A 25,938-nucleotide genomic window follows, 5' to 3' on the forward strand; every position below is an offset into this window, starting at 1 on the left:
TCCCAAATATATGTTAATCTTCGAACTCTTCCTTAAGAATTCTAAGAACATCTAGAATTGTTTCCTCCTCCAAGTCTGTTCTTTTTACTAAATCTTCAACGTCTTGTTCTAAAATACTCTTTGCAGTATCTAAACCAGCTTTACTAAATTCGGCGATAATCCAATCCTCTATTTCATCAGAGAATTCTCTTAACTCCACATCTTCTTCAGCCCCTTCTCTAAACACATCAATTTCATAACCTGTTAATTGCCCAGCTAGACGAATATTGTGACCGCCTCTACCTATCGCTTTACTAACTTCTTCCGGCTTTAAAATCGCTTCAGCACGCTTATTCTCTTCATCAATCTTGATTGAAGTCACACGTGCTGGACTTAATGCTCTTGTAATGTACAACTGAAGATTACTCGTGTAATTGATCACGTCGATATTTTCATTGCCTAATTCACGAACAATACCATGAATTCTTGACCCTTTAACACCAACACAAGCTCCAACAGGATCAATTCTATCATCATAAGAATCTACGGCTACTTTTGCTTTTTCACCTGGAATCCTAACCACGTTTTTAATAGTGATTAATCCATCAAAAACCTCCGGAATTTCAGATTCAAATAGTTTTTCTAAGAATTTAGGAGACGTGCGCGACATAATAATCGTTGGCTTGTTTCCTTTCAATTCTACACTATCAATAATGCCTCTTACATTATCTCCTTTACGGAAAAAATCTGAAGGAATCTGTTTGTCTTTTGGCAATATGATTTCGTTACCTTCATCATCTAACAAAATAACAGCTCTATGACGAATATGGTGTACTTCTGCAGTATATAAATCACCCTCTAAATCTTTAAATTGCTTAAAGATATTGGTATTATCATGCTCGTGTATTTTTGAAATCAAATTTTGACGCAACGCTAAAATAGCACGACGCCCTAAATCTATTAATTTCACTTCTTGAGACACATCCTCCCCAACTTCAAAATCAGGCTCTATTTTACGGGCCGCGGATAATGAAATTTCCTGATTAGGTTCTTCTACTTCCCCATCAGCAACTACCACTCTATTCCTCCAAATCTCTAAATCACCTTTATCTGGATTTATAATAATATCGAAGTTATCATCATCACCAAACTTCTTTTTCAATGCGCTTCTAAACACATCTTCCAGTATCGCCATTAACGTGACACGATCAATTAATTTGTCGTCTTTAAATTCTGAAAAAGAATCAATTAAGGCTAAATTTTCCATAACTCTATTGAATTAAAATTTTATCATCACTTTTGCTTCTACAATATCGCTGTAAGCAATAGTCGCTTTTTTTTGAACAGTAACTTTGCCTTTACCAACAGGTTTCGCCTCTCTTACTTTCCACTCTAAATTTACACTTTCCTGTGTGGCATCAATCAAATCTGCCTCTATCGTTTCTGTTTGTGTTTTTACTTCTAACGTTCTACCAATATTCTTTTTAAATTGCCTTGGTAAGGTCAAAGGCGCAGCCGCACCTGCCGATGCCACTTCTAAAGAAAAATCAACTTCTTCTCTATCTAAGTTGTTTTCAATAGCTCTGCTAACAAACATACAATCTTCTACAGTAACACCAGTATCGCCATCAATTATGATATTAATAGCGTTATCGCCTCCAATAGTTAAATCGATTAAAAATAAATCGGTTCTTTCTTCCGCAGCTTCATTAAGCAAATTTTTTACTGTAGTATTAAACATTTCAAAGTATAAAAAGAGGGGACTTTTCGTCCCCTCACATTCTTATTTTCTTACAACGCTGCAAATATACACATTTTTATTGATTTTCATAATTATTAAAAGTCGGTTTTTTTAGTTAAATTTATAAGAGTTTAAAAAAAACACAATCAATGAAAAAAATACTTGTTCCGACAGACTTTTCAAAAGAAGCCGAAAATGCTATAAAAGTAGCGGCTCAATTGGCTGAAAAACATAGCTGTGAAATCATTTTATTACACATGTTAGACCTACCATTAACCCAACTCATTGCAGGCAGTAGTCCTGCCGATTTACCTGAGGCTGTCTACTTTATGAGATTAGCACACAAACAATTTGAAGACATCATGAGCAAACCCTATTTAAAAAACGTAACAGTAACAGAAATGGTTGATTTTCACGATATTAATACTGGGATTCTAGAAGTCAGCAAGGAACACAACATCGATTTGATTGTCATGGGATCACATGGTGCTACAGGGTTAAAAGAAATGTTTATTGGCTCTAATGCTGAAAAGCTCGTTCGAACTTCGGATATTCCTGTATTGGTTATTAAAAACGAACATAACAACTTTAATATTGAAGATTTTGTTTTTGCTTCAGATTTTGAAAATGACAATCGTGAAACCTTTAAACAGGCCACTAAATTAGCAGATACTTTTAATGCTAAAATTCATCTTTTGATGGTAAATACGGTTTCAAATTTTACAACAACCGCCTCTGCAAAAGTAAAAATACAAGATTTTATTACTGGAACAACGTTTACCAATTACACTACCAATATCTATAATGATCAAACCGTAGAAAAGGGCATACTCAATTTTTCACACATTATTAACGCCGATTTAATTGGCATTAGCACACATGGCAGGCAAGGTATTGCTCATTTTCTCAATGGCAGTTTAAGCGAAGATCTTGTAAATCACGCCAATAGACCCGTGATCACCTTTAAAATATAGTTACAACACCCTTAAAATAAAAAAGTCTTCCGGAAATGGAAGACTTTTTTATGAGCCCCGAATCTCACTTCCGAGAGGTGCTCAGCATACACGGCGTGCATAACACACCTCCAAAACCAAAAAATCCTAACTCATAGTTGAATTAGGATAATTTTGTTGGCCCACTAGGGCTTGCTTCGACTCATTACATGAGGTACTTTCCATGAAAATATATTTTCATTTCAGTAATGCTCAGCATAAACTTCTCGCCCTAAACCCGTAACTAATAAAAACAAAAAATCCTAACACATTAAAGTATCAGGATTAATTTTGTTGGCCCACTAGGGCTTGCTTCGACTCATTACATGAGGTACTTTCCATGAAAATATATTTTCATTTCAGTAATGCTCAGCATAAACCTCTCGCCCTAAACCCGTAACTAATAAAAACAAAAAATCCTAACACATTAAAGTATCAGGATTAATTTTGTTGGCCCACTAGGGCTCGAACCTAGACTCTTCGGTACCAAAAACCGACGTGTTGCCAGTTACACCATGGGCCAGTGTTTCTAACAGAGGTGCAAATTTAAAACAAAGTTTTATTTGCGCAAATATTTTAGCATAAAATAATCAATAAAAAAAAACGTTTTCAAATAAAAATTTTTAACCCTAAGGAAATCAGCCGTTAAGACAATAAAATGTGTTAATAAAACTTTAGCATGCTCTTTTGATAATAATTAGTAAATTCGCCATTGTAATAAATACACTACTTTATGACGTCATTCAACTTTAAAAAATGGAACAACATATTAGGTTGGTTCGCTTTTTTAATTGCATTAATTACTTATAGTTTAACCGTAGAACCAACCGTAAGCTATTGGGATGCTGGGGAATACATACTTACTTCTGCAAAACTTCAGGTAGGACACCCACCAGGAGCACCATTATTTCAAATGCTTGGGGCTTTCTTTTCTACTTTTGCAATAGAACCACAGTATGTGGGCTTAATGTTAAATATGGTAAGCGCTGTTTGTAGTGCTTTTACTATTTTATTCATGTTTTGGAGCATTTCCTTATTACTTCAAAAAATTATTGGTGACGAAACATTTTCTGCGTCTAAAGCACAAGCCATTTTAGGGAGTGCCTTAGTGGGGAGTTTAGCTTTTACGTTTACCGATTCATTCTCGGTTTAATGCCGTAGAGACTGAAGTATACGCCATGGCAACACTTATTATGGCCATTCTTTTTTATTTAGCACTTCGTTGGGAACGGGAAATGCATTTGCCAAGAGGTAACCGATGGTTAATTTTAATTGCTTTCGTTATCGGCCTTTCGTTTGGTGTTCACTTTATGGGATTATTAACCATTCCTGCTATTGGTTTGATTTATTATTTTAAACATTATAAGCAAGTAACTATCTTGAACTTCATTTTAGCGAATGTGGTCTCTGTTGCTGTGTTATTATTTGTTTTTAAATTATTAGCACCTAATATTCTTAGATTTTTTAGCACTCTTGAGATTTTCTTTGTAAACAGCGTAGGCCTCCCTTTTAATTCGGGTTCTATTATTGCGGGGATATTACTAGTAGCTGCCATTTATTTTAGTTTAAAGTATACTAGAGAAAAAGGCCATAAGCATCTTAACACTGGTATATTATGTATAACTTTTGTCGTAATTGGGTTTTCAACATGGATCCTGTTACCTATTCGTGCGAATGCTAATGTGGTAATTAATGAAAATAACCCGTCTAGCGCCAGGAGAATTATTAGCATACTATAATTTAGAACAATATCCGGAAACACATTTGTTTTACGGACCGTTATTTACAGATGAGTATGCCCCATTAAATGCAGATGAAAACGAAGCTTATATAGATGACAAACCCAAATATGAAAAGGATGAGAAAGCGGGCAAGTATATAGTTGTTAACGATTACAAGGATGCCGAGACAAAACGCAAATAACGATCATAAAGCTATTTTACCAAGAATGTGGAGTCGTGAAAATGCTGAAAATTACATGATGTTTTCGGGCTTTTTAGACTATAATTTGCGAGAAGAATTTATTATTGACCCTTTTACCGAAAAGAAAATAGCCGCATTTATAACCAAGTACCAGAACAATGAATTAACAGAAAACGAATACGATCGTTTTATGGTGCAGTATGGTGATAAAATAAATACCTATTTAAGTGAACGCGTACAACAGGATATCGCCTTTATTAATCAATATAAAAATGAAGTAGCTAAAGGCAATGTGGATTATGAAGGCTATCACAAATTCTTAAAACGCTATGGACAAGAATATTTAGATATTGAAAAACCCTCATTGTTAAGTAATATCACTTATATGTTCCAGTATCAACTAGGTTACATGTATTGGCGTTATTTTATGTGGAACTTCACTGGGAGACAAGATGATATTCAAGGAGAGTACAATAATAATGGTAACTGGATCAGTGGTATTCAATTTATCGATGAACTCCACCTTGGGCAAACACAAAACAACCTACCTAGCGACGTAGAAAACAATAAAGCACGGAATACGTATTATTTTATTCCTCTTCTTTTAGGGCTTATAGGGTTGTTTTTCCTTTTTAATAAAGACAAAAAAACATTTTGGGTATTGCTGGTGTTCTTCCTATTTACAGGAGTAGCCATACAAGTGTACACCAATGTTCGTCCTTTTGAGCCTCGCGAGCGTGATTATTCTGTGGTTGGATCCTTTTACGTCTTTGCCATCCGGATTGGATTTAGTGTCTATGCTATTTTTGACTTGCTAAAGAATAAGATAAAAACACCTCTACTGCCAACAGCAGTTACTCCGGTATGTTTATTGATTGCGCCGCTCATTCTAGCGGTAAACAATTGGGATGATCATGACCGGTCCGGGAAATATACAGCAAAGTCCATGGCTATGAAATATCTTGATTCCTGCGGGGAGAATGCTATTTTGTTTTCTATTGGGGATAACGACACCTTTGCATTGTGGTATGCTCAAGAAATAGAAGGCTACCGTCGCGATGTGCGTGTGGTAAATACCAGTTTGTTTCAAACCGATTGGTACATTGATCAAATGAAACGAAAAGCCTATGAGAGCGATCCCATACCTTCACAATTAACACATGATCAATACAAGACTGGTACCCGAGATTATATTATGAAACGGACATATTACATGGACCCAAAAACAGAAGAGCCAAAACCCACTTTTCCTCGAGATACTTTACTCATAAGTGACTTTATGGCTTTTGTGTCTAGTGATAATCCCAAAACGAAATTTAAGTATGTTTTAAAATTGCAAGGTGAAGATCCCGATAGATACCCATCACAATTACAAAACACCAACTATTTTCCTGTAGAAAATATTCGTATTCCTGTCAATAAGGAAAACGCTATAAAATACGGCATTGTAAAACCGTGAAGATGCCGATAAAATGGTAGATTTTATTGATATCAAGATAACGGAGAGTGCTATATATAAGCAACGCCTATTGATGCTTGATGTTGTAGCAAACAACGATTGGATACGCCCAATACATTTTACGGGAGGTGCTTTTGGTGACGACGATTATATTTGGATGAAAGATTACCTTCAATTAGACGGGATGACCTATAAACTAGTGCCAATACAAACCCCAACAGATCGCGCCAACCCTTTTGATATGGGACGCGTGGATAGCGAGTTGATGTATAATAAAGTGAAAAACTGGGATTGGGGCAATAGCGGTAGTGACGATATTTATCACGATCCAGTAAACGCGTAAAAATTCGATTACTTACAGAGGCAATTTAGCACGATTAATAGAGACATTAATCAACGAAAAAAAGCTCGACAAAGCTGAGGAAATAGCAGATATTGCTATGAAATACATGCCTGTAGACAAGTTTGGGTATTATAGCTTATTAGAACCATATATTGGGGCCTATTACGAAACTGGGGCCACCGATAAAGCCGGACGGTTGTTTAAAAAGATTTCTGTAAAGTATCAGGAAAAATTAAAGTATTACAAGGGCTTAACGGAAGTCAACCAAATGAAATACGGCCAAGATATTTTTAATGATATTGAACGATACAAAGCCTTAATCATGATTCTTGCGAGATATGACGAAGATTTTGCAGAAAAGGAGTTTATGACTTTCAATAGTTACCGTAAACTATTTGCGGTGCTTTTTGGTGGTGAAGTTGCGACTCCCGAAAGAAGAGAAAGAGATTTGGAGGGTATTGTTGATGAGCTCATTGAAGAAAACACCAAAGACAGCATTCGGGATATAGTAGTACCTGTAGATACTCAAGAATAACATATGTGGTTTACTCCGGTTAAAATACCAACCCTTATAAAACGAATTTTCCCAAACTATGTTTGGGATTTTTCGTCTAAGGATAAGGTGATTTACCTTACGTTTGACGATGGTCCTACTCCGTGAGTTACACCATGGACTTTAGAGGTGCTTAAACAGTACCATGCAAAAGCAACCTTTTTTTGTATTGGTAATAACGTGCAAAAACATCCCGAGTTGTTTCAGGCTATTATCGAGGGTAATCACCGTATTGGCAACCACACCTTCAATCATGCTAAAGGCTGGAAAACCACAACCGACCAGTATTTAGAGGATGTGAAATTAGCGCAAGACACCATTTCAAAACAGTTAGGAAATAGCTCCAACCACGGCAACTTATTTAGACCTCCTTTCGGGCAAATAAAAAATAGCCAAGCAAACGCTTTGATAAAGTTAGGATATAAAATAATTATGTGGAGTGTGATTACATTTGATTGGGAACAAGACATTACCAAAGCACAATGCCTTAAAAATGCGATGTCAAAAACGAACAACGGCGACATCGTCGTTTTTCATGACAGCGTAAAAGCATTTAAAAACATGAGGTATGCCCTACCGGAATTTTTAGACTATTTTAGTAAAAAAGGCTTTCGTTTTGAAACTATTGACGTTTAAATGAATTGTTGAACAATACCAATTAAAGTATTCGCGTCCTGTTCCCCACTTTGACGCCATTTCATCTCACCATTTTTATATATTATAAGTGTTGGTAAGCCTTTAACACGAAGCGCTTCAGACAATTCTTGATTCTTATCCACATCTATTTTAATCACTTTAGCCTTATCACCAAGAGCAGCTGCAACGTCTCGAAGTACCGGATGCATGGCTGTTGATTGTTCATTCCATTCGGTAAAAAAGTCTAGCAGAACAGGAATATTAACATCAATTAATTCACCAAATTTTGACATTATTAAAAGTATTTAATGTAAATCTACAATTTTTTAACAACTTATGAATTTATCGGCCTTATTTTAAGCCTCTTTAGATCCTTTTTTTAGTTCTATCACGGTTATTTCTCGCCAAATCCCTACTCTTCCAGGATAGGCTAAATAGCCAAACCCTCTATTAACATTAATATATTGGCCCTTCTTTTGGTATATTCCTGCCCATTGCTTGTATCGCCAACCTACTGGACTCCATTTAATCCAACCAGGAATCTCAATACCAAACTGCATCCCATGGGTATGCCCGCTTAAAGTTAAATGATAATGGTACTGGTCGTCTATAACTTCTGCCTCCCAGTGGGATGGATCATGACTCATTAATATTTTAAAGTCATCTGCATTCACATTCTTTGTGGCTTTACGTAAATCACCTGCTTTTTTAAACCCTCCTTTCCCCCAATTCTCCACACCAACGACAGCTATACGTTGGCCGTTTTTTTCTATAAAACGACTGTCATTCAACATTAAATCGAAGCCTATTTCTTTTTGAATGTCATATAATTGTTCCGCATTTTTTTGTTTTGATGCTTCAGAATCCCAATCGACATAATCACCATAATCGTGATTTCCTAAAACAGAAAACACACCATCTTTAGCTTTCAATTTACTAAACGTCGATTGCCATGGAATCATTTCTGCTGCAAAATTATTAACCAAATCACCCGTAAATAAAATGGCATCACTTTCTTGTTGGTTTACCAAATCTACAGCGTATTCAATTTTCTTTTTATTATCAAAACTTCCGGAATGGATATCACTCAACTGAGTTATTTTATAACCATCGAACGCTTCGGTAAATCTTCAAAATGCAAAGTGTATTTAAGTACTTTAAAATTATAGCGTCCTTGAATCATTCCGTATAGAAGTGAACCAAATGGAAGCGCCGCTAAACCAAGAGCGACTGTACTTATAAACTGTCTTCGTGAAGGCAGATAAAAGTCTTTTTCGGTACTAAAGAACTTATAATACGCACCCATAATAAAACGAATGATATCTTCAGCAAATAAAATAAGGGTTATCACTATATTTAGCGCTAAAAAGGCCAGCAAAACACCAAAAGCGTAACTTTTGACTCCTGTAATGACACGCCCTTCGGAAGCCATAGAAAACTGATAAATAAAATTACCCGCCACAATTAAAGCTAGTACTATAAAAATAGTATTAATCCACACAGACCTGCCTATGGTTTTTATGGCTTGAAATCCATACACCGTAAACAAAATATAAAATGCAATAAAAATAGTCCACCGTAACATAGGCCCGTTTTTTATACAAAGGTATTAATTGTTCTTCCCAACTTATCTTAGTAATTTGTTAACGTTTTCCTGTTTTGCTTTTTCAAGCCGAAATGACTCGCTCTAGCTTACTTATCGAGAAAGCTTTTTTTAAGTATATTAGCGCCCTTAAACCTAGTCCAATTTTATAAATGAAGTTACATTTTATTGTCGTTTTTACAGTTTTACTTCTATTTGTTTCTTGCATAGAGACCAATCATAATGAAGTAACTAAAGACAAAGGCTTGATTACTTATGTACATCCCTTTATTGGAACTGGCGGTCACGGGCACACCTATCCAGGTGCTACCATGCCTTTCGGGATGATGCAACTAAGTCCGGACACCCGTTTAGACGGTTGGGATGGGTGTTACGGCTACCATTACAGCGACCATTATATTTACGGCTTTTCGCATACACATTTAAGCGGAACTGGTGTTAGTGATTATGGCGATATTTTAATTATGCCAACAAACGCGCAGCAATTTAATAATGGTGCTGATGGGGAAGAAGGCTATCGTGCTCATTTTTCGCATGACAATGAAGTTGCTGAACCAGGCTTTTATAAAGTACACTTAGATTCCTTAGATATTGAAGTGGAATTGACAGTTTCAAAAAGAAGTGGTATTCATAAATACCAATTTCCTACCTCAGAAGACCAGTACACCATTGTAGATTTAATCCATCGGGATAAAGTTATAGATGCTAACATTGAGAAAGTATCTAACACCGAACTTGTTGGCTACCGTTTTTCTGAAGGTTGGGCCAAGAACCAACGGTTATATTTTGCGATAAAAACGTCGCATCCATTTAATGCTGTCACACAATCTACTCCAAAACAAAACGTGGCAGGCGCGCAGAAAATGGCTCTAAAATTTAATAATCCCAACAACACACCTGTTACTATTAAAATTGGAATTTCTGCAGTAGATATTGAAGGCGCAAAGAAAAACTTAGCACATGAAATAGGCAGCAAAACATTCGAAAACCTTAAGAAAGAAGCCCAAGACACGTGGGAAAAGCAACTTGGAAAAATAGTCGTGGAGAGTACCAACGAAGACTACAAAACCAATTTCTACACAGCTCTCTACCATGTATCTATTGCACCTAACCTATACCAAGATGTGGATGGACGGTATCGTGGCATGGATTTAAAAATCCATGAAACTAAAAATTTCGAGTACTACACGGTGTTTTCACTTTGGGATACCTACCGTGCAGCACATCCGCTGTACACCATTATTGAACAAGAAAAAACAAACGATTTTATAAACACCTTTTTGGCAAAATACGATGAAGGTGGCATTATGCCCATTTGGGATTTAAGTGCTAATTACACGGGTTGCATGATTGGTTATCACGCCGTTCCCGTAATTGCAGATGCTTATTTGAAAGGCATTCAAGATTACGATACAGACAAGGCGCTCCAAGCCATGACCCATTCGGCCATGCAAGATAAATTAGGCTTAAAAAGTTATAAAACATTAGGTTTTATTCCGGTAGAAGAGGAAAGCGAATCGGTCTCTAAAACTTTGGAGTATGCCTATGACGATTGGACGATAGCTCAAATGGCAAAAACCATGAAGCGAGACTCCATTTATGAAATTTACTTAAAACGTGCGCAGAATTACAAAAACGTATTTGACCCTGAAACCCAATTTATGCGAGGTCGTTTTCGAAACAGTTGGTTTGCTCCTTTTGACCCTTATGAAGTAAATTTTAACTACACAGAAGCGAATGCCTGGCAATACAGCTTTTATGTCCCACAAGATATGTCCGGGTTTATTGATTTACATGAAGGAAAGAAAAACTTCGAATTAAAGTTGGACGCATTGTTTGAAGCCCAACCGACAACTTCGGTAGAGTTCAAGCAGATATTACAGGATTGATAGGGCAATATGCCCATGGTAATGAACCTAGTCATCACATGGCTTATCTGTATAATTTTATTAATAAACCACACAAAACACAGGAGAAAGTACATCAGATATTAACTGAATTATATACCAATTCCCCGGATGGCATTGCCGGAAATGAAGATTGTGGACAAATGAGCGCGTGGTATATTTTTAGTTCGCTTGGCTTTTATCCAGTAACACCTGGAAGTAATAACTATATTATTGGCACGCCACTGTTTGATAAAGCCACCATAAATTTAGAAAATGGCAAGCAGTTTACTGTTTCAGCTGAACATCTCAATGACGCAAACATCTACATTGCCTCAGCAACGTTAAATGGTAAAACACTTAACCACTCTTATATTTCTCATGATGCTATAATGAAAGGCGGAATCCTTCATTTCAAAATGACAAATTCCCCCTCTCATTGGGCGACTCAAGAAGGACAAGAACCTAAAACTGAAATAACAGAGCATATCATGGTTTCACCACCATACCTTTCTGAAGGGCATACAGCCTTTAAGGAAAGGACCACCATCGCATTAAAAAATAATACTAAAAACAGCACCATTTTTTATTCTATAAACAATACTGAATATCAAGAATACCGTAAGCCCTTTGATCTTTCTGAGCCAGTAACCATAAAAGCTTATTCAGAATTAAACGGAGAAAAAAGTAATACCATAGCAACAAAATTTATTGAAATTGATCCCAACCTATCCATTACATTAGACACACAATACGCCAACCAATACAATGCCGGAGGCAATGATGCCCTCATTGATGGTATTCTTGGAACCCAAGATTTTAGAACAGGCACTTGGCAAGGATATTTTGATAATGACTTGGTCGCTACCGTAGATTTGGGAAGTAAAAAAGCCATCAGCAAAATTTCTATAAACTTTTTACAAGACCAACGCTCATGGATTTTCTATCCAACAGACATTGAATGTTTCGTGTCAACGAATGGTATAGATTTTAATTCTAGTGAAACAGGTCGTAGAATTACAAATGCAGAAGCTAAAAATGATTCCGTACAAATTAAAACTGTCCAGTTTACAGATTTTAGAAAAGAGAATTACCGCTATGTAAAGATCGTTGCAAAAAAACTAGGAGAGCTTCCCGAATGGCACTTAGGGTACAAGCACGATGGGAGGAGTTGGTTATTTGTTGATGAAATCAGCATAAAATAAAAACCATACAATAACTATACACAAGACAATTTATTATCGTCTAACATTTTTTTTAATTACATTTAGTGCCACTAATAACCAAAACAATGTCAAATCAAAACAACAAATCAGCCTTAACCACTTTAGTTACGGTCTTCTTTTTACGGGGATTTATTGCCGCATCAAATGGGGTGTTCATTCCTTTTTGCAAAACCTATTTTAACATCGATCAATTTCAATCACAGTTGGTTGATTTTGCTTTTTACGGTGCTTATTACCTAGGTGCTTTATTGCTTTTTATAATATCCAGCTCTATTAAAAAAGACATTCTTAATAATTGGGGTTATAAAAACGGCATTGTCTATGGCCTTTTAATTTCAGCATTAGGTGCGCTTATTATGTATCCTGCCATTGCTGGTGCCGAGCAAGGTCAAACTCATATTTTTTATTATGTACTCATTGCCTTATTTATTGTAGGGCTTGGTTTTTCATTACAACAAACGGCTGCTAATCCTTTTGCCATAGCTCTTGGAGATCCTGAAACAGGATCACATCGTTTAAATTTAGCTGGAGGTATTAACTCTTTTGGAACAACGATTGGACCTATTGTTGTCGCTTTGGTTATTTTTGGTTCTACCCCTTTATCGGGTGACGAATTAACAGCCATGATAAAAAATAATGAAATTAAACTAACCACCATTCAAGCCTTATACATCGGGGTTGGAGTCCTTTTTTTATTGGCAGCTGCATTATTCCATTTTTCTAAAAAATTACCAGCATTAAAATCTGAAACTGCTTTTGAACCTGCAAATAAAGCACGAAACCTATTAATTGTTTTAACGTTAGTCATTGTCGCTTGTTTTGGCTATATTTTTAGCACCTATTCTGGTGGAGAAATGGCATCAGACCGTTTAGAAAACACCCGTTTGATTGTGCTGTTTGTGGCGCTTTTCGCAGTGGTCGCTTCTGTATTCATAGCTAATACGAGTGCTTCTAAAAATGGTAATGGTTGGGGCGCCATGAAATACCCGCAATTGGTTTTAGGTATGCTCGCCATTTTTTGCTATGTAGGCGTAGAAGTAACCATTCAAAGTAATCTAGGGGAACTTTTAAAGCAAGTGGCAGACAAAGCAGCCAATTTAAATCCGTTAGGCTTGCCCGTTTTTGACGATGCACAAATCGCGCCTTATATTTCATTGTATTGGGGCGGATTAATGATTGGGCGTTGGGTTGGCGCAATTGCCGTATTTAATCCTAGTAAAGGACTAAAAAAAGTCTTACTAATTATTGTGCCTTATATTGCCTTTGGGGTTATTTTATTAGTCAACTTTGGAAAGTACACAACAAATGAAATGCTGTTGTTCTGTGTCTGTATTGCTGTTCAAATTGCGGGCTTTTTTATGGCGAAGGATAATCCGGTAAAAACTTTAAAAATCTTTGCTTCCTTAGGCGTTTTAGGGATGTTAATTGGACTATTTACAACAGGTAATCTTGCTCTATTTGCCTTTTTATCTGGTGGCTTATTTTGCTCAATCATGTGGCCGTGTATTTTTACTTTAAGTATTGCTGGTTTAGGAAAATATACCTCTCAAGGTTCTGCTTTCTTAATCATGATGATACTTGGGGGTGCTATTATTCCACCATTACAAGGAAAAATCGCAGACATCTTTAGTATACAGTCTTCATATTGGATTGCAGTGATGTGCTTTGGGTACCTATTATTCTACTCCTTTAGAACCAAAACAGTATTGGACAAGCAAGGTGTGGAGTATTAACATATATATGTTTAAAATTACAGAAACGGCTTACTTATTAGTAAGTCGTTTCTGTTTTTATTAAGTGGCATTTAAATGGAAAATCATATCTTGTTCAATAAAACTATAGAAAAAAATTCCCGCCTACTCGGGGATGAAAATTACAGATTTTTATGAAACGCAGACACTTTCTTAAAAACGCATCACTATCTCGGTGTTGGATTAGCTGTAGGAGGAACCTTATCAGCATGCCATACTTCTATTGAATCAAAATCAAACCTTTCAAACGTAAAACCACCCTTAACTATGAATAAAAAACCTATTGCTATTTGTACTTGGGGATTTGTAGCTGCTAATGCAAAAGCCGGAGAGGCACTCTTAAAAGGCACTTCTGCTTTAGACGCCGCTATTGAGGGCGTCACTGTTGAAGAAGAAAATATTAAAAACACAACTGTTGGTAAAGGCGGTGCACCGGACCGACAAGGCCATGTGACTTTAGACGCTTGTGTGATGGATAGTAACGGCGATTGTGGTGCCGTGGTATGCGTAGAAAATATTACTCATGTGGCCGCTTTAGCCAAAGCAGTCATGACTGAAACACCCCATGTCATGTTAGCGGGAAAAGGTGCCGAAGAATTTGCTTATGCACAAGGGTTTAAAAAGGAAGAATTACTGACTGAAGCTTCTAAAAAAGCTTGGGAAGACTGGCTAAAATCACCGTAATATAAGCCCCTTATAAATATAGAAAACCATGATACGATAGGAATGCTCACTATGGATACTAAAGGTGATATTGCAGGAACATGTACTACTTCCGGTTTGTCATATAAAATGAAAGGACGCGTAGGTGATTCTCCCATTATTGGTTCTCGGTTTGTTTATAGATAATGCGATTGGCGGTGCAACCGCTACAGGTATGGGGGAAGAAGTGATCAAAACCGTTGGAAGTTTTCTCATTGTTGAACTGATGCGTAATGGCTTGAGCCCTCAAGCAGCATGTGAAGAAGCTGTAAAGCGTATTGTTTCTAAAAATAAGGGCCATAAAGACTTTCAAATTGCCTACATCGCCATAAATAAAGCTGGAGAAACAGGTTCTTATTGCATTCACGAAGGCTTTACGTATATGAAGTATCAAGATGGCAAAAATGAAAATATCCCTTCAGATTTTTACTATAAACCTTAAAAGCACCCAGTGATCTTTTAATAACTTTCTTCAATTAGGGGTTCTTTAGTTTTTAAAGATATTGTAATTTGCGTGATGCTATTAGAAATAAATTTTTATAAATAGAATCTACTTCGAAAGCGCCCAGAGTGACATCATTTTTCATTAGACAAACAACACATGACTGATAACAAACGCGTCTTTTTAGTAGATGCCTACGCTTTAATATTCCGTGGCTACTATGCCTTTATAAAGAATCCAAGAATTAATTCTAAAGGACAAGACACCTCGGCCATTATGGGGTTTATGAACTCCCTTTTAGATGTTATTAAACGAGAGCGACCTAATCTTCTTGCGGTTTGTTTCGATAAAGGCGGCAGTAGTGATCGTGTAGAATTGTATGGGGAATACAAAGCCAATAGAGACGAAACCCCGGAAGGCATCAAAACGGCTATTCCATATATCTGCCGGATTTTAGAAGCCATGCATATTCCCATCATGGTAAAAGACGGTTATGAAGCTGATGATGTTATAGGAACCTTGGCAAAACAAGCAGAAAAAGAAGGCTTCCGGACATTTATGGTGACGCCGGACAAGGATTTTGCGCAATTAGTAAGCGAAAATATTTTTATGTACCGCCCTGTTTTTGGTGGTGGTTATGAGACTTGGGGCATCCCTGAGGTACAGAAAAAATTTGAAGTCACAGATCCCTTACAGGTCATTGACTTTTTGGGCATGATGGGTGATGCGTCTGATAACATCCCGGGACTACCAGGTGTTGGCGAGAAAACAGCCAAAAAATTTATAACCGAATTTGGCAGTATGGAAAACCTTTTAGCAAACACAGATAAGCTAAAGGGTAAAATGAAAGAAAAAATTGAAGCCAACGGCGAACTGGGGCTACTGTCTAAAAAATTAGCAACCATCATGCTAGATGTTCCAGTAACCTTCCACGCGAAAGATTTTGAATTAGATCCACCGGACATAGAAAAAGTAAAAGAAATTTTTCAGGAACTGGAGTTTAGACGTTTGACTGATAATTTTGTAAAAACATTCACTTCAGGAAATGAAGCAACTTCGAAACAAAACACGTCATCGGAAACCGAAACAAAAGCAACACCTAAAGAAACCAGTAGCGCTGGTGCGGGACAATTTAGTTTATTTGGTGGCGAAAACCCTTCAGAGGAAACGAAATCAGAAAACACTTACGAAAGAAAAACGATAGCCAATACCTCACATTTTTACCAAAGTATAGCCCCGGGCATGGCGACTAAATTGTTTGTAAAAAACCTAATGAACCAATCAAGTGTTTGTTTTGATACCGAAACCACAGGTTTGAATCCGTTAACCGCAGAACTTGTAGGAATCGCTTTTTCATGGGAAGTTGGCAAAGGATTTTACTTACCTTTTCGAGAAGATAATGCCGAAGCACAGGCCATTATAGAACACCTGCGTCCGTTTTTTGAAGCAGAACACATTGAGAAAATTGGGCAAAATTTAAAGTATGATATCAAGGTATTACACAAATATAACATTGTTGTCAAGGGCAAATTGTTTGACACCATGTTAGCACATTACCTGATTAATCCAGACATGCGTCACAACATGGAGGTACTGGCAGAAACCTATTTGAATTATACACCCGTTTCAATTACAGAATTGATTGGTAAAAAAGGCAAAAACCAACGCTCCATGCGTGAAGTACCTCTAGACGAGCAAACTGAATATGCTGTTGAAGATGCTGATATCACACTACAGTTAAAAGAACATTTTACCAATGAATTAGGGGAGGCCAACACACAAGAACTCTTTGATGATATCGAAGTGCCATTACTACGGGTTTTGGCTGCGATGGAATTAGAAGGGATTAATTTAGATGAAGCCTTTTTAAATTCTTTATCCGGAGACCTCAACAACGACATAAAAACCTTAGAAACTAAGATTTTTGACGTGGCGGGTGAGGAATTTAATATTGCGTCTCCAAAACAATTGGGGATTATTTTATTTGAAAAACTAAAACTTGTTGACAAGCCAAAAAAGACCAAAACGGGTCAATATGCCACAGGTGAAGATATCCTCTCTTATCTTGCTAAAGACCATGAGATCATTAGAAATATATTAGAATATCGCGGCCTGGCAAAACTAAAAAGCACCTATGTAGATGCGCTTCCAACACAAGTAGAACCCTCAACAGGTCGTATACATACCGATTACATGCAAACCGTTGCGGCTACGGGGCGATTAAGCAGTAACAACCCAAATTTACAAAATATTCCTATTCGTACTGAACGGGGGCGCCAAGTTCGAAAAGCCTTTGTGCCTCGAGACGAAAATTATCTTTTACTAGCTGCCGATTACTCGCAAATTGAACTCCGTATTATCGCGGCACTAAGTAAAGAGGAAACCATGATGGAAGCCTTTAAAAATGGTGAAGACATTCACGCCAGCACAGCTGCAAAAGTGTTTGGTGTGGACCTTAAAGACGTGACACGTGAGCAACGTAGTAATGCCAAGACGGTGAATTTTGGAATTATCTATGGGGTCTCTGCCTTTGGTTTAAGTAACCAAACCGATTTGTCGCGCGGTGAAGCCAAAGAATTGATCGACACCTATTATGAAACCTACCCAAAGTTAAAAGCATACATGGGAGAGCAAGTTGATTTTGCAAGAGACCATGGCTATGTTCAAACCGTTTTAGGCCGCCGCCGTTACCTAAAAGATATTAATTCCCGAAATGCAGTCGTTCGTGGCGCTGCAGAACGTAATGCCGTAAATGCACCCATTCAAGGGAGCGCTGCCGATATTATTAAAATCGCGATGATTAATATTTACAACAAACTCGAAGCGGGTAATTATAAAACAAAAATGCTACTACAAGTCCATGATGAACTGGTATTTGATGTGTACAAGCCCGAATTGGAAGCCATGAAAACCTTGATTAAAACCGAAATGGAAAATGCATTTAAAATGGACGTCCCTTTAGATGTTGAAGTGGACACTGGATTGAATTGGTTGGAGGCGCATTAAAGCAATACCGACATCTTCTACTAACTAGCGCTATCTCATTTCATTTTATATAGTCTCAATTTAATAAATTGATGGTTGCTGAACTCTGCACGCTTTACAAAAAACCAGTAGTAACACTTTCAATTCAAGAAACAAAGGTTATTCAAAACCTTTATGGATTTTAATTCAAACCGAGTTCAACAGCTTAATTGCGGTTAAACACGCTAAATTTTTTTCTTTACCCATGACATTTAAGCAATATGGGTTTCTTACTTGAGCTAAGATAAAGAGTCCCATTGAGACTAAGTCCAATATTTTTAGTACTTTACAAAGAATCCCAAAGCCTACTAACAATGCAACTAAACGCTTCTTTTTTTAAAGTACACTATGTAGTACTATTTCTGTTAGTCTTTCATTGTGCACAGCCTGAAAAGAAGGTCGTCGTTAGTGAGGCTCTAGTACAACGGGATTTAACAGCTATTAAAAAGGATGGTAAACTAAAAGCACTTACCGTCTATAGCGGAACAAGCTATTTCCTATATAAAGGCCAACCTATGGGTTATGAGTACGATTTACTCAAACGGCTGGCCAAACATCTAGACCTTGAGCTTGAAATGGTGGTGGTTAAAGATCTCGATGAGCTCATTACGAAACTCAATCAAGGGGAAGGTGATATTTTGGCGCACGGTCTTGCCATTACCTCAAATCGAAAAACGGCTGTAGCGTTCACAAACTATTTGTACTTGACCAAACAGGTTTTGGTTCAAAAAAAACCGGACCATTGGCGCAGTATGCATTGGCACAAATTGGAAAATGCGTTAATACAAGATGCCATAGAATTATTACATGACACCGTCTCTATTCGTAAAGGCTCCTCCTACAGTGAGCGTATTATAAATCTTAGCGAAGAACTTGGTGGCCCTATTATAATACATCCTCTCTCCGGTGAAATGGCGACTGATGAGATCATTAAGGAGGTCGCCAAAGGAAATATTAAATATACTATAGCTGATAATAATATAGCCAAGATTATGGCCTCCTATTATCCCATTTTAGATATTGAGGTGCCCGTAAGTTTTTCACAACGTATCGGGTGGGCGACACGTAAAAATTCGCCTGAATTATTAAAAGCAACTAATTTATGGCTTGAGGACATTAAAAAAGAGGTAGATTATAACGTGATTTATAATAAATATTTTAAGAATAAAAAAGATTTTAGGCGCCGTGTAAAAAGTGATTTTTACAGTTTAACACAAGACAAAATTAGTCCTTACGATACGCTTATTCAAAGACATGCCGCAAAAATGGATTGGGATTGGCGTCCGGTAGCTTCCCTAATTTATCAGGAATCAAGGTTTGACCCCAACAACAGCTCTTGGGCGAATGCTAAAGGGTTGATGCAATTAATGCCTAAAACGGCAAAGGAACTTGGTGTTCAAAATCGCAGCGATCCAAAACAGAGTATTAGAGGCGGCACCCAATACCTTAAACAGATTTGGAAGACTTTTGATAAAATAAAAGACACTACGCAACGTACTAAATTTACAATGGCTTCATACAATTGTGGATTATACCACGTTAGAGACGCCCGTAAATTGGCTCAAGAGAGAGGCTTAGACGCCTCCCGTTGGGATGATAATGTTGAAGATATGATTTTAGCATTAAGTCATCCCAAAAATTATAATAACCCAATAGTAAAATACGGTTATGTTAGAGGTATAGAACCCTACAATTACGTCAATCAAATTTTTGAACGTTATCTTCATTACACTCAATTTATCGAGGAATAACCATTGTTATCGCAACAAACCATGTTCTCGTAAGCGAGGCCTATCCAGAACGTTATTTTAAAAATGGCGAGGAGCGCCTAGTGCCGCGTTCCTATTTAAATCACATGAAATAAAACTAAAAGACCGATCCCACTTATAACTCAATTTAATAACATCTAAACAGGGTATCATAGAGAAAATGTTAAGAAAGTAGGAGAAGACACAACAGATGTCCTTATTCTAAAATTACATTCTAGGGATTCCTTCATTTTTTATCCCCTGCACCAAATAAGCACATCATATCATTATTTAAGTTAATTCAATGCCAATTTATAATGTAATTTGTAAAAAAAACAAAATCATGATTTCAACTAAAATAATAGGATTAACCAGTCTATTGACGAAAAACAAAAAAGCTAAAATTGCTATTTTACTAATAGAAATTGGCATTATAGCCTATGCCCTAGCTAAAAGTAATGAAACGCAAAAGCATACCAAAAAACTGAGTCAAAATTAAAAGTAATAGTAGGACGCCTTATTTATAATACAAAAAAACGATGACTATGTGCTGGTCCTATATGACAATCCTAATTCAAAGGGGTAGCACAAGGAATTTTGTGATTTTTGTATCTAAATCAGGTTGCTGTTACCTCAAAAATCAAGTCCGTATTTTTAATTTTAAAACTTGAACAACACTTATTTAATAACTAAAGTGTACGGTTAAATAAAAAAACTCTATTATGATTATCACAAAATTGTTAAGCTTAGGAAGCGGTTTAACTAAAAGCAAAGCCCTTAAGATTATTTTTTTACTCGCAGAAATAAGTATTCTATTATATGCCATCGCAGAGGCCGAAGAAGAAGAGAGAAACACCATTGACTTGGAAGACCACAATTAAACCATGTATTGATCACGCTTCTATTTAAGGCGAACACATCTCTTTTTTAATTTACTGCTAAACAGAGATAACTAATTAATTTAAAAGCTTAATTTCCTGTTTGATTATTGTAAATTTGATTTTCACAATCATTGATGAGTATAATTTGCTAGCGCTAAAACCCATACTATATTATTCTATTTTTAACTACCCTTTAACTAAGGAAGAAATTTTTCTTTACTCGCAATCCCAAAATAGAGATATAATAGAAAATGAAATCAAAACACTAGAAAGTATAAATGTTTTAAAAGAACATAAAGGATTTTATATTTATAACAATGATACCGCCATTGCCGAACGACGACTCATTAGTAATCGAAAGGCCATGCAAATTATGCCTAAGGCACTAAAAAGAGCTCAATTCATTTCTAAGTTCCCTTATGTTAAAAGCGTGAGCATTTCAGGAGCTCTGTCTAAAGGATCTTATGATAATGATGGTGATATAGACTTTTTTATTATTACCAAACCCAACCGGCTTTGGATTGCAAGAACATCTCTCATTCTCTATAAAAAAATATTTCTATTAAATTCTAAAAAATATTTTTGTGTTAATTATTTTATTAGCACAAATCATCCGGAGATTTCTGAAAAAAACCTATTTACAGCAACCGAGTTAGCCACATTGATTCCTGTAACGGGAAAAAAAACATACACTGCTTTTTTAGAGAAAAACTCTTGGGCAAAAAAACATTTTCCCAATATTAATGCCTTAAAAGAAGATGACATTAAAGACGTAAAGCCTTTTATTGTGTCTAAACTTCGGAATTGGCATTAAATTCAGGCGTGGGGGATACGATAGACCATTATTTTAGAAAAGTGACACTTAACCGTTGGACATCAAAATTTAGTCATCTAGAAAAAGAGCAATTTGAAATTGCTTTAAAATCCACAAAGTCGGTGAGCAAACATCATCCTCAAAATTTTCAAAAGAAAGTAATTGAATCCTACGAACACAAACGTAAAGAATTTGAAGCAAAACATAATATAAAATGTCATTAAAATGGTAGATGTCCTTTTTTCACATTCTTATTTTTATAAATTTGACAAAAAACAGTGGGCAAACAAAATGCCTTTCCCCCCTTTAGGCACCATTTACGCAGCTTCTTACCTAAGGACACACAACTATTCTGTCGCATTACATGATACCGCCCTTTCAGACCAACCCAAACATATTCTAGATAAAATAAAGCAGAAAAAGCCACGGTTTTTTGTCCTATATGATGACGGCTTTAATTATCTCACCAAAATGTGTTTAACTTCTATGCGAGAAGCGGCTTTCGAGATGATTGAAATTGCGAAAAACTTAGATTGTAAAGTTATTGTTTGCAGTTCCGATTCTACCGACCATTATGAAAAATATTTAAGTGCAGGAGCCGATTATGTTATTCAAGGTGAAGGTGAAATTAGTTTAAAAGAACTGCTTGATGCCTTAACAAACGGTGAAGATGCAACATCCATAAAAGGCCTTGTTTTTGAAAAAGAGGGAAACATTATAAAAAATCAAAAACATCCAGTACTGCGTGATTTAGACGCACTACCAATGCCAGCTTGGGATCTTATAGATATAGACGCGTACAAGGCGGTTTGGAAAAGCAGTGGAAATGAATTCACGTTGAATATGGTGACAACACGTGGCTGTCCTTTTAAATGCAATTGGTGTGCAAAACCAATTTATGGAAATAGATACAACTCACATTCACCATCATACATTACCCAACATATAAGATATTTAAAAGAAACCTACGGAGTAAAACGCTTTTGGATGTGTGATGATATTTTCGGACTCAAGCCCAACTGGGTTCAAAATTTTAATACGGAACTCAAAAAAGAAAAACTCTCTATTTCCTATTACATCCAAAGTCGCGTTGATTTATTGTTGAAAGAAGACACCATAGATGCCTTAGCAGAAAGTGGCCTACAAGAGGTTTGGGTGGGTGCCGAAAGTGGTTCCCAAAGTGTTTTAGACGCTATGGACAAAGAAACCAATGTGGTACAAATTTATGAAGCCACTCGTTTATTAAAAGCAAAAGATGTTCGTGTCGCCTTCTTTATTCAATTTGGATACTTAGAAGAAACCAAAAAAGATATAGAACAAACGATACATATGATTAAAGAGCTACTTCCTGATAATATTGGGATCTCGGTTTCTTATCCTTTACCTGGCACAAAATTTTATGAGAAAGTAAAAGACGACTTACAATTAAAAGCCAATTGGACCGATTCTGACGACTTAGCCATGATGTTCAAAGGAACTTACAGTGCCCAATTTTACAGAAAATTACAACGCTACGTTCATAAAGAATATCGAAAAAGTCAAGGCCTCTATAATTTGAAACATGGGCACATAAACCAATTCAAATCTATACTAAAATTAGCTTACTATATACCAACTGCTATGTATGATAAATATCTTTTAGAAAGGCTCTCAAAATAAACACATTATGAATTGGAAAGTAAAAGCATTCCTTCAAAAAATTTTATCTACTACGCCACTAGGCGACTATTTAAATCACCTTCCTGCGACTCTAAATAGAAACCACCATTACCACGTTACTTTATACCAAACCCATGAATGTGTTCGGAAATTTAGTTACTGTAACATTGATTTATCCTCTCACAAAACGGCTTTGGAAATTGGTACAGGATACTCCCTGGTGTCATCAATTATTTTATCACTACTTGGTTTTCAAAAAATAGTGACTGTTGACATCACAAAGGACATCAAATTTTCTACTTACAAAAAGCAAGGTTATTACTTAGACCACCCGAAATTTTGAAATTAATAGCTTCAAAAAGCATTTTCTCTAAGCAAGAATTAAAAAACAAAATCGATCAAATAAAAAAGACCGAAAGTTTAACCACTCTGTTCGCACTATTGAATATCACCTATATCGCACCATATACATTTCATGATGTTCTGAATCAGTTTAAAAGCTTTGACTATATTTCATCTCAGGTCGTACTAGAGCATATGTCGCCAAAAGTTCTCAATGAACTATTCCAATTCACAAAAAAAAGCATTAATAGAGGACAGTTCTGTGTGCATACCATTAATTTTATTGATCATTTTGCTAATCCTGGACTTTTTCAGGATAAATCAATCTCCGAATTTAATTTTCTTAGATATTCTGATTCAACTTGGAAATATTGGGCGGAAAATACGATCGCTTATACCAATAGATTATCTTACCCATATTATCTTGAATTATGTGAAAAACATAAATTAAAAATCATTAATTTTATTGGTGAAAATTATAGAAAAAGAAACGAATTAAATTCGAAATTAATTCATAAAGATATTTTAAAAAAATACAGTCCGACCATTGCTATTGAAGATTTAACCAGATATCAAAGAGGAACATTAATAATTTCAAAGGTATAGATGAAAGCTGATTTTGACATAGCCTCTAGAACATATGATTCTGTATTTACCTTTTCAAACATAGGAAAAGCACAACGTGATCTCGTGTTCAAATATATCAATCCCTTATTAAAACAAGGGAAGAAACTTTCTATTTTAGAATTAAATTGTGGCACAGGAGCAGATGCCATAGAGTTTGGTGCCTTAGGCCATAAAGTTATTGCTACCGACCTCTCGAAAGGCATGATTGAAACAGCTATAGCCAAACCACATCGTCAGAATGTAACCTTTCAACAACAAGATATCAATACTCTTGCTGCGGCTACTTTTAATGAGACCTTTGATTTTATTTTTTCTAATTTTGGAGGTTTAAACTGTTTATCTCAACAACAATTGCTTACTTTTTTCAAGGAAACTTCCCGTTTACTAAAGCCAAAAGGCAAACTAATTCTCGTAATCATGCCTAAAAACTGCCTGTGGGAATACTTTTATTTTTCTATTAAATGCAACTTTAAAAAAGCAAAAAGAAGAAATACAAACGAAAGCGTCATGGCCAATGTTGATGGTATTAGTGTTGAAACTTGGTACTACAATCCTAAAGACATTGTATCTTTAACCACGAAATCCTATAGGTTGGAAAAAATAAAACCTATCGGCTTAGCGATTCCTCCTTCCTATTTTGAAAAATCTATTCTAGCAAAACCAGCATTGTTAAGTGTTTTCAAAGGTATTGACACTGTGTTAACTAATAAATTTTGGGCCGAGATACGCAGATCATTTTTTAATCGAATTCACGAAAAACCCGTAATCTTACAGTGAGGAACAATAATCAACGAAGAAAAACATAATGAGTATAATACTTACCCATACCTATTATTTATTTGAAGACCCAAAGGAGCAATTAATAATGAGACCCTATGCACCTCTCGGACTTCTATATATTTCTTCATACCTCAATGAGAATGACGTCGAAAATCATGTCTATGATTCTACCTTTTATTCTAAAGAAGAACAACTAAGCTATATTGCCAAAAAAAGACCTAAAGCTGTTGCTATTTACACCAATATAATGACTAAAGTGAATGTTATAAAATTGGTTAAAATATTAATTGATGAGGCAAAATATGGCTTTCCAAAAATTATTTTAGGAGGTCCGAGACATTACCTATAATTGTGAAGCGTACTTAAACACTGGTGTTCATTTTTTAATTATTGGAGAAGGCGAACAAACCACATTGGAACTTTATAATGCTATCGCGAATAATGATGACTATAGTGAAATACAAGGCATTGCCTATTTAAAAGAAGGTCAACTTATAACAACTCCCCCTCGTACGCAAATGAAGAGTCTCAAAGACTTGCCTTTGCCCAACAGAGCCGCAATTCCTGTGGAGAAATATTTAGAGACCTGGAAAACTCATCACGGCAAAAGCTCTATGACCATAAGTACGCAACGTGGTTGTCCTTACACATGTAAATGGTGTAGTACAGCGGTCTATGGACAAAGTTACAGAAGGCGTCCGCCGGAGCTAGTGGCCGCAGAATTACGAATGTTAAAAAACACTTACAATCCGAGATAACATCCGGTTTGTAGATGACGTATTTACAGTAAGCCATAAATGGATTGAAGCATTTCACAAAGAAGTTCT

General features: G+C 36.1%; 18 protein-coding genes, 1 tRNA gene and 4 pseudogenes. 18 read left to right on the plus strand and 5 right to left on the minus strand.

Translation table 11 applies throughout. The features are described 5' to 3' along the window. Positions 1 to 13: 13 nt before the first annotated feature. Together nusA and rimP are read right to left on the minus strand one after the other, a co-directional pair. Positions 14 to 1,246: a transcription termination factor NusA gene (gene nusA / locus N7U66_RS10220; RefSeq protein WP_267678391.1), complete on the minus strand. Its 1,233-nt coding sequence runs from the start codon at positions 1,244 to 1,246 to the stop codon at positions 14 to 16. A gap of 12 nt (positions 1,247 to 1,258) precedes the next feature. Then, on the minus strand, positions 1,259 to 1,720 hold the full coding sequence (gene rimP, locus N7U66_RS10225; RefSeq protein WP_267678392.1) for a ribosome assembly cofactor RimP: 462 nt from the start codon (positions 1,718 to 1,720) through the stop codon (positions 1,259 to 1,261). Positions 1,721 to 1,869: 149 nt separating this feature from the next. Between rimP and N7U66_RS10230 the strand changes: the two genes are divergently transcribed. Next, positions 1,870 to 2,694: a universal stress protein gene (locus N7U66_RS10230; protein WP_267678393.1), complete on the plus strand. Its 825-nt coding sequence runs from the start codon at positions 1,870 to 1,872 to the stop codon at positions 2,692 to 2,694. A gap of 468 nt (positions 2,695 to 3,162) precedes the next feature. On the opposite strand, the gene N7U66_RS10235 is transcribed toward N7U66_RS10230, so the two are convergent. Next, a tRNA-Gln gene (locus N7U66_RS10235) sits at positions 3,163 to 3,235 on the minus strand. Between the two features lie 210 nt (positions 3,236 to 3,445). Here N7U66_RS10235 and N7U66_RS10240 point away from each other — a divergent pair. Together N7U66_RS10240 and N7U66_RS10245 are read left to right on the plus strand one after the other, a co-directional pair. After that, positions 3,446 to 6,972: pseudogene (locus N7U66_RS10240) on the plus strand (protein O-mannosyl-transferase family). A 147-nt stretch (positions 6,973 to 7,119) separates the two neighbouring features. Next, the gene (locus N7U66_RS10245; protein WP_390886640.1) at positions 7,120 to 7,626 is read left to right on the plus strand and encodes a polysaccharide deacetylase family protein; all 507 of its coding nucleotides are present in this window, start codon (positions 7,120 to 7,122) and stop codon (positions 7,624 to 7,626) included. Here N7U66_RS10245 and N7U66_RS10250 read toward each other — a convergent pair. Both N7U66_RS10250 and N7U66_RS10255 read right to left on the minus strand, forming a co-directional pair. Continuing rightward, a complete protein-coding gene (locus N7U66_RS10250) occupies positions 7,623 to 7,919 on the minus strand; it encodes a thioredoxin family protein (protein ID WP_267678394.1) in 297 nt (98 codons plus the stop codon). The two genes, N7U66_RS10245 and N7U66_RS10250, sit on opposite strands and share 4 nt — an antisense overlap. Positions 7,920 to 7,982: 63 nt before the next feature. Further along, positions 7,983 to 9,211: pseudogene (locus N7U66_RS10255) on the minus strand (metallophosphoesterase). 170 nt (positions 9,212 to 9,381) lie between these two features. Here N7U66_RS10255 and N7U66_RS22810 point away from each other — a divergent pair. From N7U66_RS22810 to N7U66_RS10330, 15 genes and pseudogenes are all read left to right on the plus strand, one after another. Continuing rightward, a pseudogene (locus tag N7U66_RS22810) lies at positions 9,382 to 12,320 on the plus strand (GH92 family glycosyl hydrolase). A gap of 86 nt (positions 12,321 to 12,406) precedes the next feature. Further along, positions 12,407 to 14,074 (plus strand): MFS transporter, encoded by a 1,668-nt coding sequence (locus N7U66_RS10265; protein ID WP_267678395.1) that lies wholly within the window; start codon positions 12,407 to 12,409, stop codon positions 14,072 to 14,074. 152 nt (positions 14,075 to 14,226) lie between these two features. Beyond that, positions 14,227 to 15,236 (plus strand): annotated as a pseudogene (locus N7U66_RS10270) (isoaspartyl peptidase/L-asparaginase family protein). 159 nt (positions 15,237 to 15,395) lie between these two features. Then, the gene (polA, locus tag N7U66_RS10275; protein WP_267678396.1) at positions 15,396 to 18,242 is read left to right on the plus strand and encodes a DNA polymerase I; all 2,847 of its coding nucleotides are present in this window, start codon (positions 15,396 to 15,398) and stop codon (positions 18,240 to 18,242) included. Between the two features lie 332 nt (positions 18,243 to 18,574). Next, positions 18,575 to 20,011 carry an MltF family protein gene (locus N7U66_RS10280; RefSeq protein WP_267678397.1) on the plus strand — a complete coding sequence of 479 codons (1,437 nt, stop codon included), beginning with the start codon at positions 18,575 to 18,577 and terminating at the stop codon, positions 20,009 to 20,011. Between the two features lie 340 nt (positions 20,012 to 20,351). Further along, positions 20,352 to 20,507, plus strand: coding sequence for a hypothetical protein (locus N7U66_RS10285; protein WP_267678398.1), 156 nt, complete (start codon positions 20,352 to 20,354; stop codon positions 20,505 to 20,507). 223 nt (positions 20,508 to 20,730) lie between these two features. Beyond that, positions 20,731 to 20,889 carry a hypothetical protein gene (locus N7U66_RS10290; RefSeq protein ID WP_267678399.1) on the plus strand — a complete coding sequence of 53 codons (159 nt, stop codon included), beginning with the start codon at positions 20,731 to 20,733 and terminating at the stop codon, positions 20,887 to 20,889. A 100-nt stretch (positions 20,890 to 20,989) separates the two neighbouring features. Next, entirely contained in the window at positions 20,990 to 21,703 is a 714-nt protein-coding gene (locus N7U66_RS10295) for a nucleotidyltransferase domain-containing protein (protein WP_267678400.1), read from the plus strand. Beyond that, on the plus strand, positions 21,694 to 21,927 hold the full coding sequence (locus N7U66_RS10300) for an FHA domain-containing protein (RefSeq protein WP_267678401.1): 234 nt from the start codon (positions 21,694 to 21,696) through the stop codon (positions 21,925 to 21,927). The genes N7U66_RS10295 and N7U66_RS10300 overlap by 10 nt, the downstream gene beginning before the upstream one ends. A gap of 67 nt (positions 21,928 to 21,994) precedes the next feature. Then, a complete protein-coding gene (locus tag N7U66_RS10305; RefSeq protein ID WP_267678402.1) occupies positions 21,995 to 23,362 on the plus strand; it encodes a B12-binding domain-containing radical SAM protein in 1,368 nt (455 codons plus the stop codon). A gap of 7 nt (positions 23,363 to 23,369) precedes the next feature. Then, positions 23,370 to 23,705: a hypothetical protein gene (locus N7U66_RS10310; protein ID WP_267678403.1), complete on the plus strand. Its 336-nt coding sequence runs from the start codon at positions 23,370 to 23,372 to the stop codon at positions 23,703 to 23,705. After that, a complete protein-coding gene (locus N7U66_RS10315) occupies positions 23,702 to 24,310 on the plus strand; it encodes a hypothetical protein (protein WP_267678404.1) in 609 nt (202 codons plus the stop codon). Before N7U66_RS10310 ends, N7U66_RS10315 begins: the two co-directional genes overlap by 4 nt. Next, complete coding sequence (locus N7U66_RS10320; protein WP_267678405.1) at positions 24,311 to 25,108, plus strand: class I SAM-dependent methyltransferase; 798 nt, start codon at positions 24,311 to 24,313, stop codon at positions 25,106 to 25,108. It begins immediately after the preceding gene. Between the two features lie 28 nt (positions 25,109 to 25,136). Continuing rightward, entirely contained in the window at positions 25,137 to 25,460 is a 324-nt protein-coding gene (locus N7U66_RS10325; protein WP_267678406.1) for a hypothetical protein, read from the plus strand. 64 nt (positions 25,461 to 25,524) lie between these two features. Beyond that, positions 25,525 to 25,869 carry a hypothetical protein gene (locus N7U66_RS10330; protein ID WP_267678407.1) on the plus strand — a complete coding sequence of 115 codons (345 nt, stop codon included), beginning with the start codon at positions 25,525 to 25,527 and terminating at the stop codon, positions 25,867 to 25,869. Positions 25,870 to 25,938: the final 69 nt, after the last annotated feature.

Origin of the sequence: Lacinutrix neustonica (assembly GCF_026625145.1) — a bacterium.
Taxonomy (GTDB): domain Bacteria; phylum Bacteroidota; class Bacteroidia; order Flavobacteriales; family Flavobacteriaceae; genus Lacinutrix; species Lacinutrix neustonica.

Coding starts and splice junctions, on each gene's coding strand:
- nusA (WP_267678391.1), bottom strand. CDS start 1,246: ATGGAAAATTTAGCCTTAATTGATTCTTTTTCAGAATTTAAAGACGAC.
- rimP (WP_267678392.1), bottom strand. CDS start 1,720: ATGTTTAATACTACAGTAAAAAATTTGCTTAATGAAGCTGCGGAAGAA.
- N7U66_RS10230 (WP_267678393.1), top strand. CDS start 1,870: ATGAAAAAAATACTTGTTCCGACAGACTTTTCAAAAGAAGCCGAAAAT.
- N7U66_RS10250 (WP_267678394.1), bottom strand. CDS start 7,919: ATGTCAAAATTTGGTGAATTAATTGATGTTAATATTCCTGTTCTGCTA.
- N7U66_RS10265 (WP_267678395.1), top strand. CDS start 12,407: ATGTCAAATCAAAACAACAAATCAGCCTTAACCACTTTAGTTACGGTC.
- polA (WP_267678396.1), top strand. CDS start 15,396: ATGACTGATAACAAACGCGTCTTTTTAGTAGATGCCTACGCTTTAATA.
- N7U66_RS10280 (WP_267678397.1), top strand. CDS start 18,575: ATGCAACTAAACGCTTCTTTTTTTAAAGTACACTATGTAGTACTATTT.
- N7U66_RS10285 (WP_267678398.1), top strand. CDS start 20,352: ATGATTTCAACTAAAATAATAGGATTAACCAGTCTATTGACGAAAAAC.
- N7U66_RS10290 (WP_267678399.1), top strand. CDS start 20,731: ATGATTATCACAAAATTGTTAAGCTTAGGAAGCGGTTTAACTAAAAGC.
- N7U66_RS10305 (WP_267678402.1), top strand. CDS start 21,995: ATGCCTTTCCCCCCTTTAGGCACCATTTACGCAGCTTCTTACCTAAGG.
- N7U66_RS10310 (WP_267678403.1), top strand. CDS start 23,370: ATGAATTGGAAAGTAAAAGCATTCCTTCAAAAAATTTTATCTACTACG.
- N7U66_RS10320 (WP_267678405.1), top strand. CDS start 24,311: ATGAAAGCTGATTTTGACATAGCCTCTAGAACATATGATTCTGTATTT.
- N7U66_RS10325 (WP_267678406.1), top strand. CDS start 25,137: ATGAGTATAATACTTACCCATACCTATTATTTATTTGAAGACCCAAAG.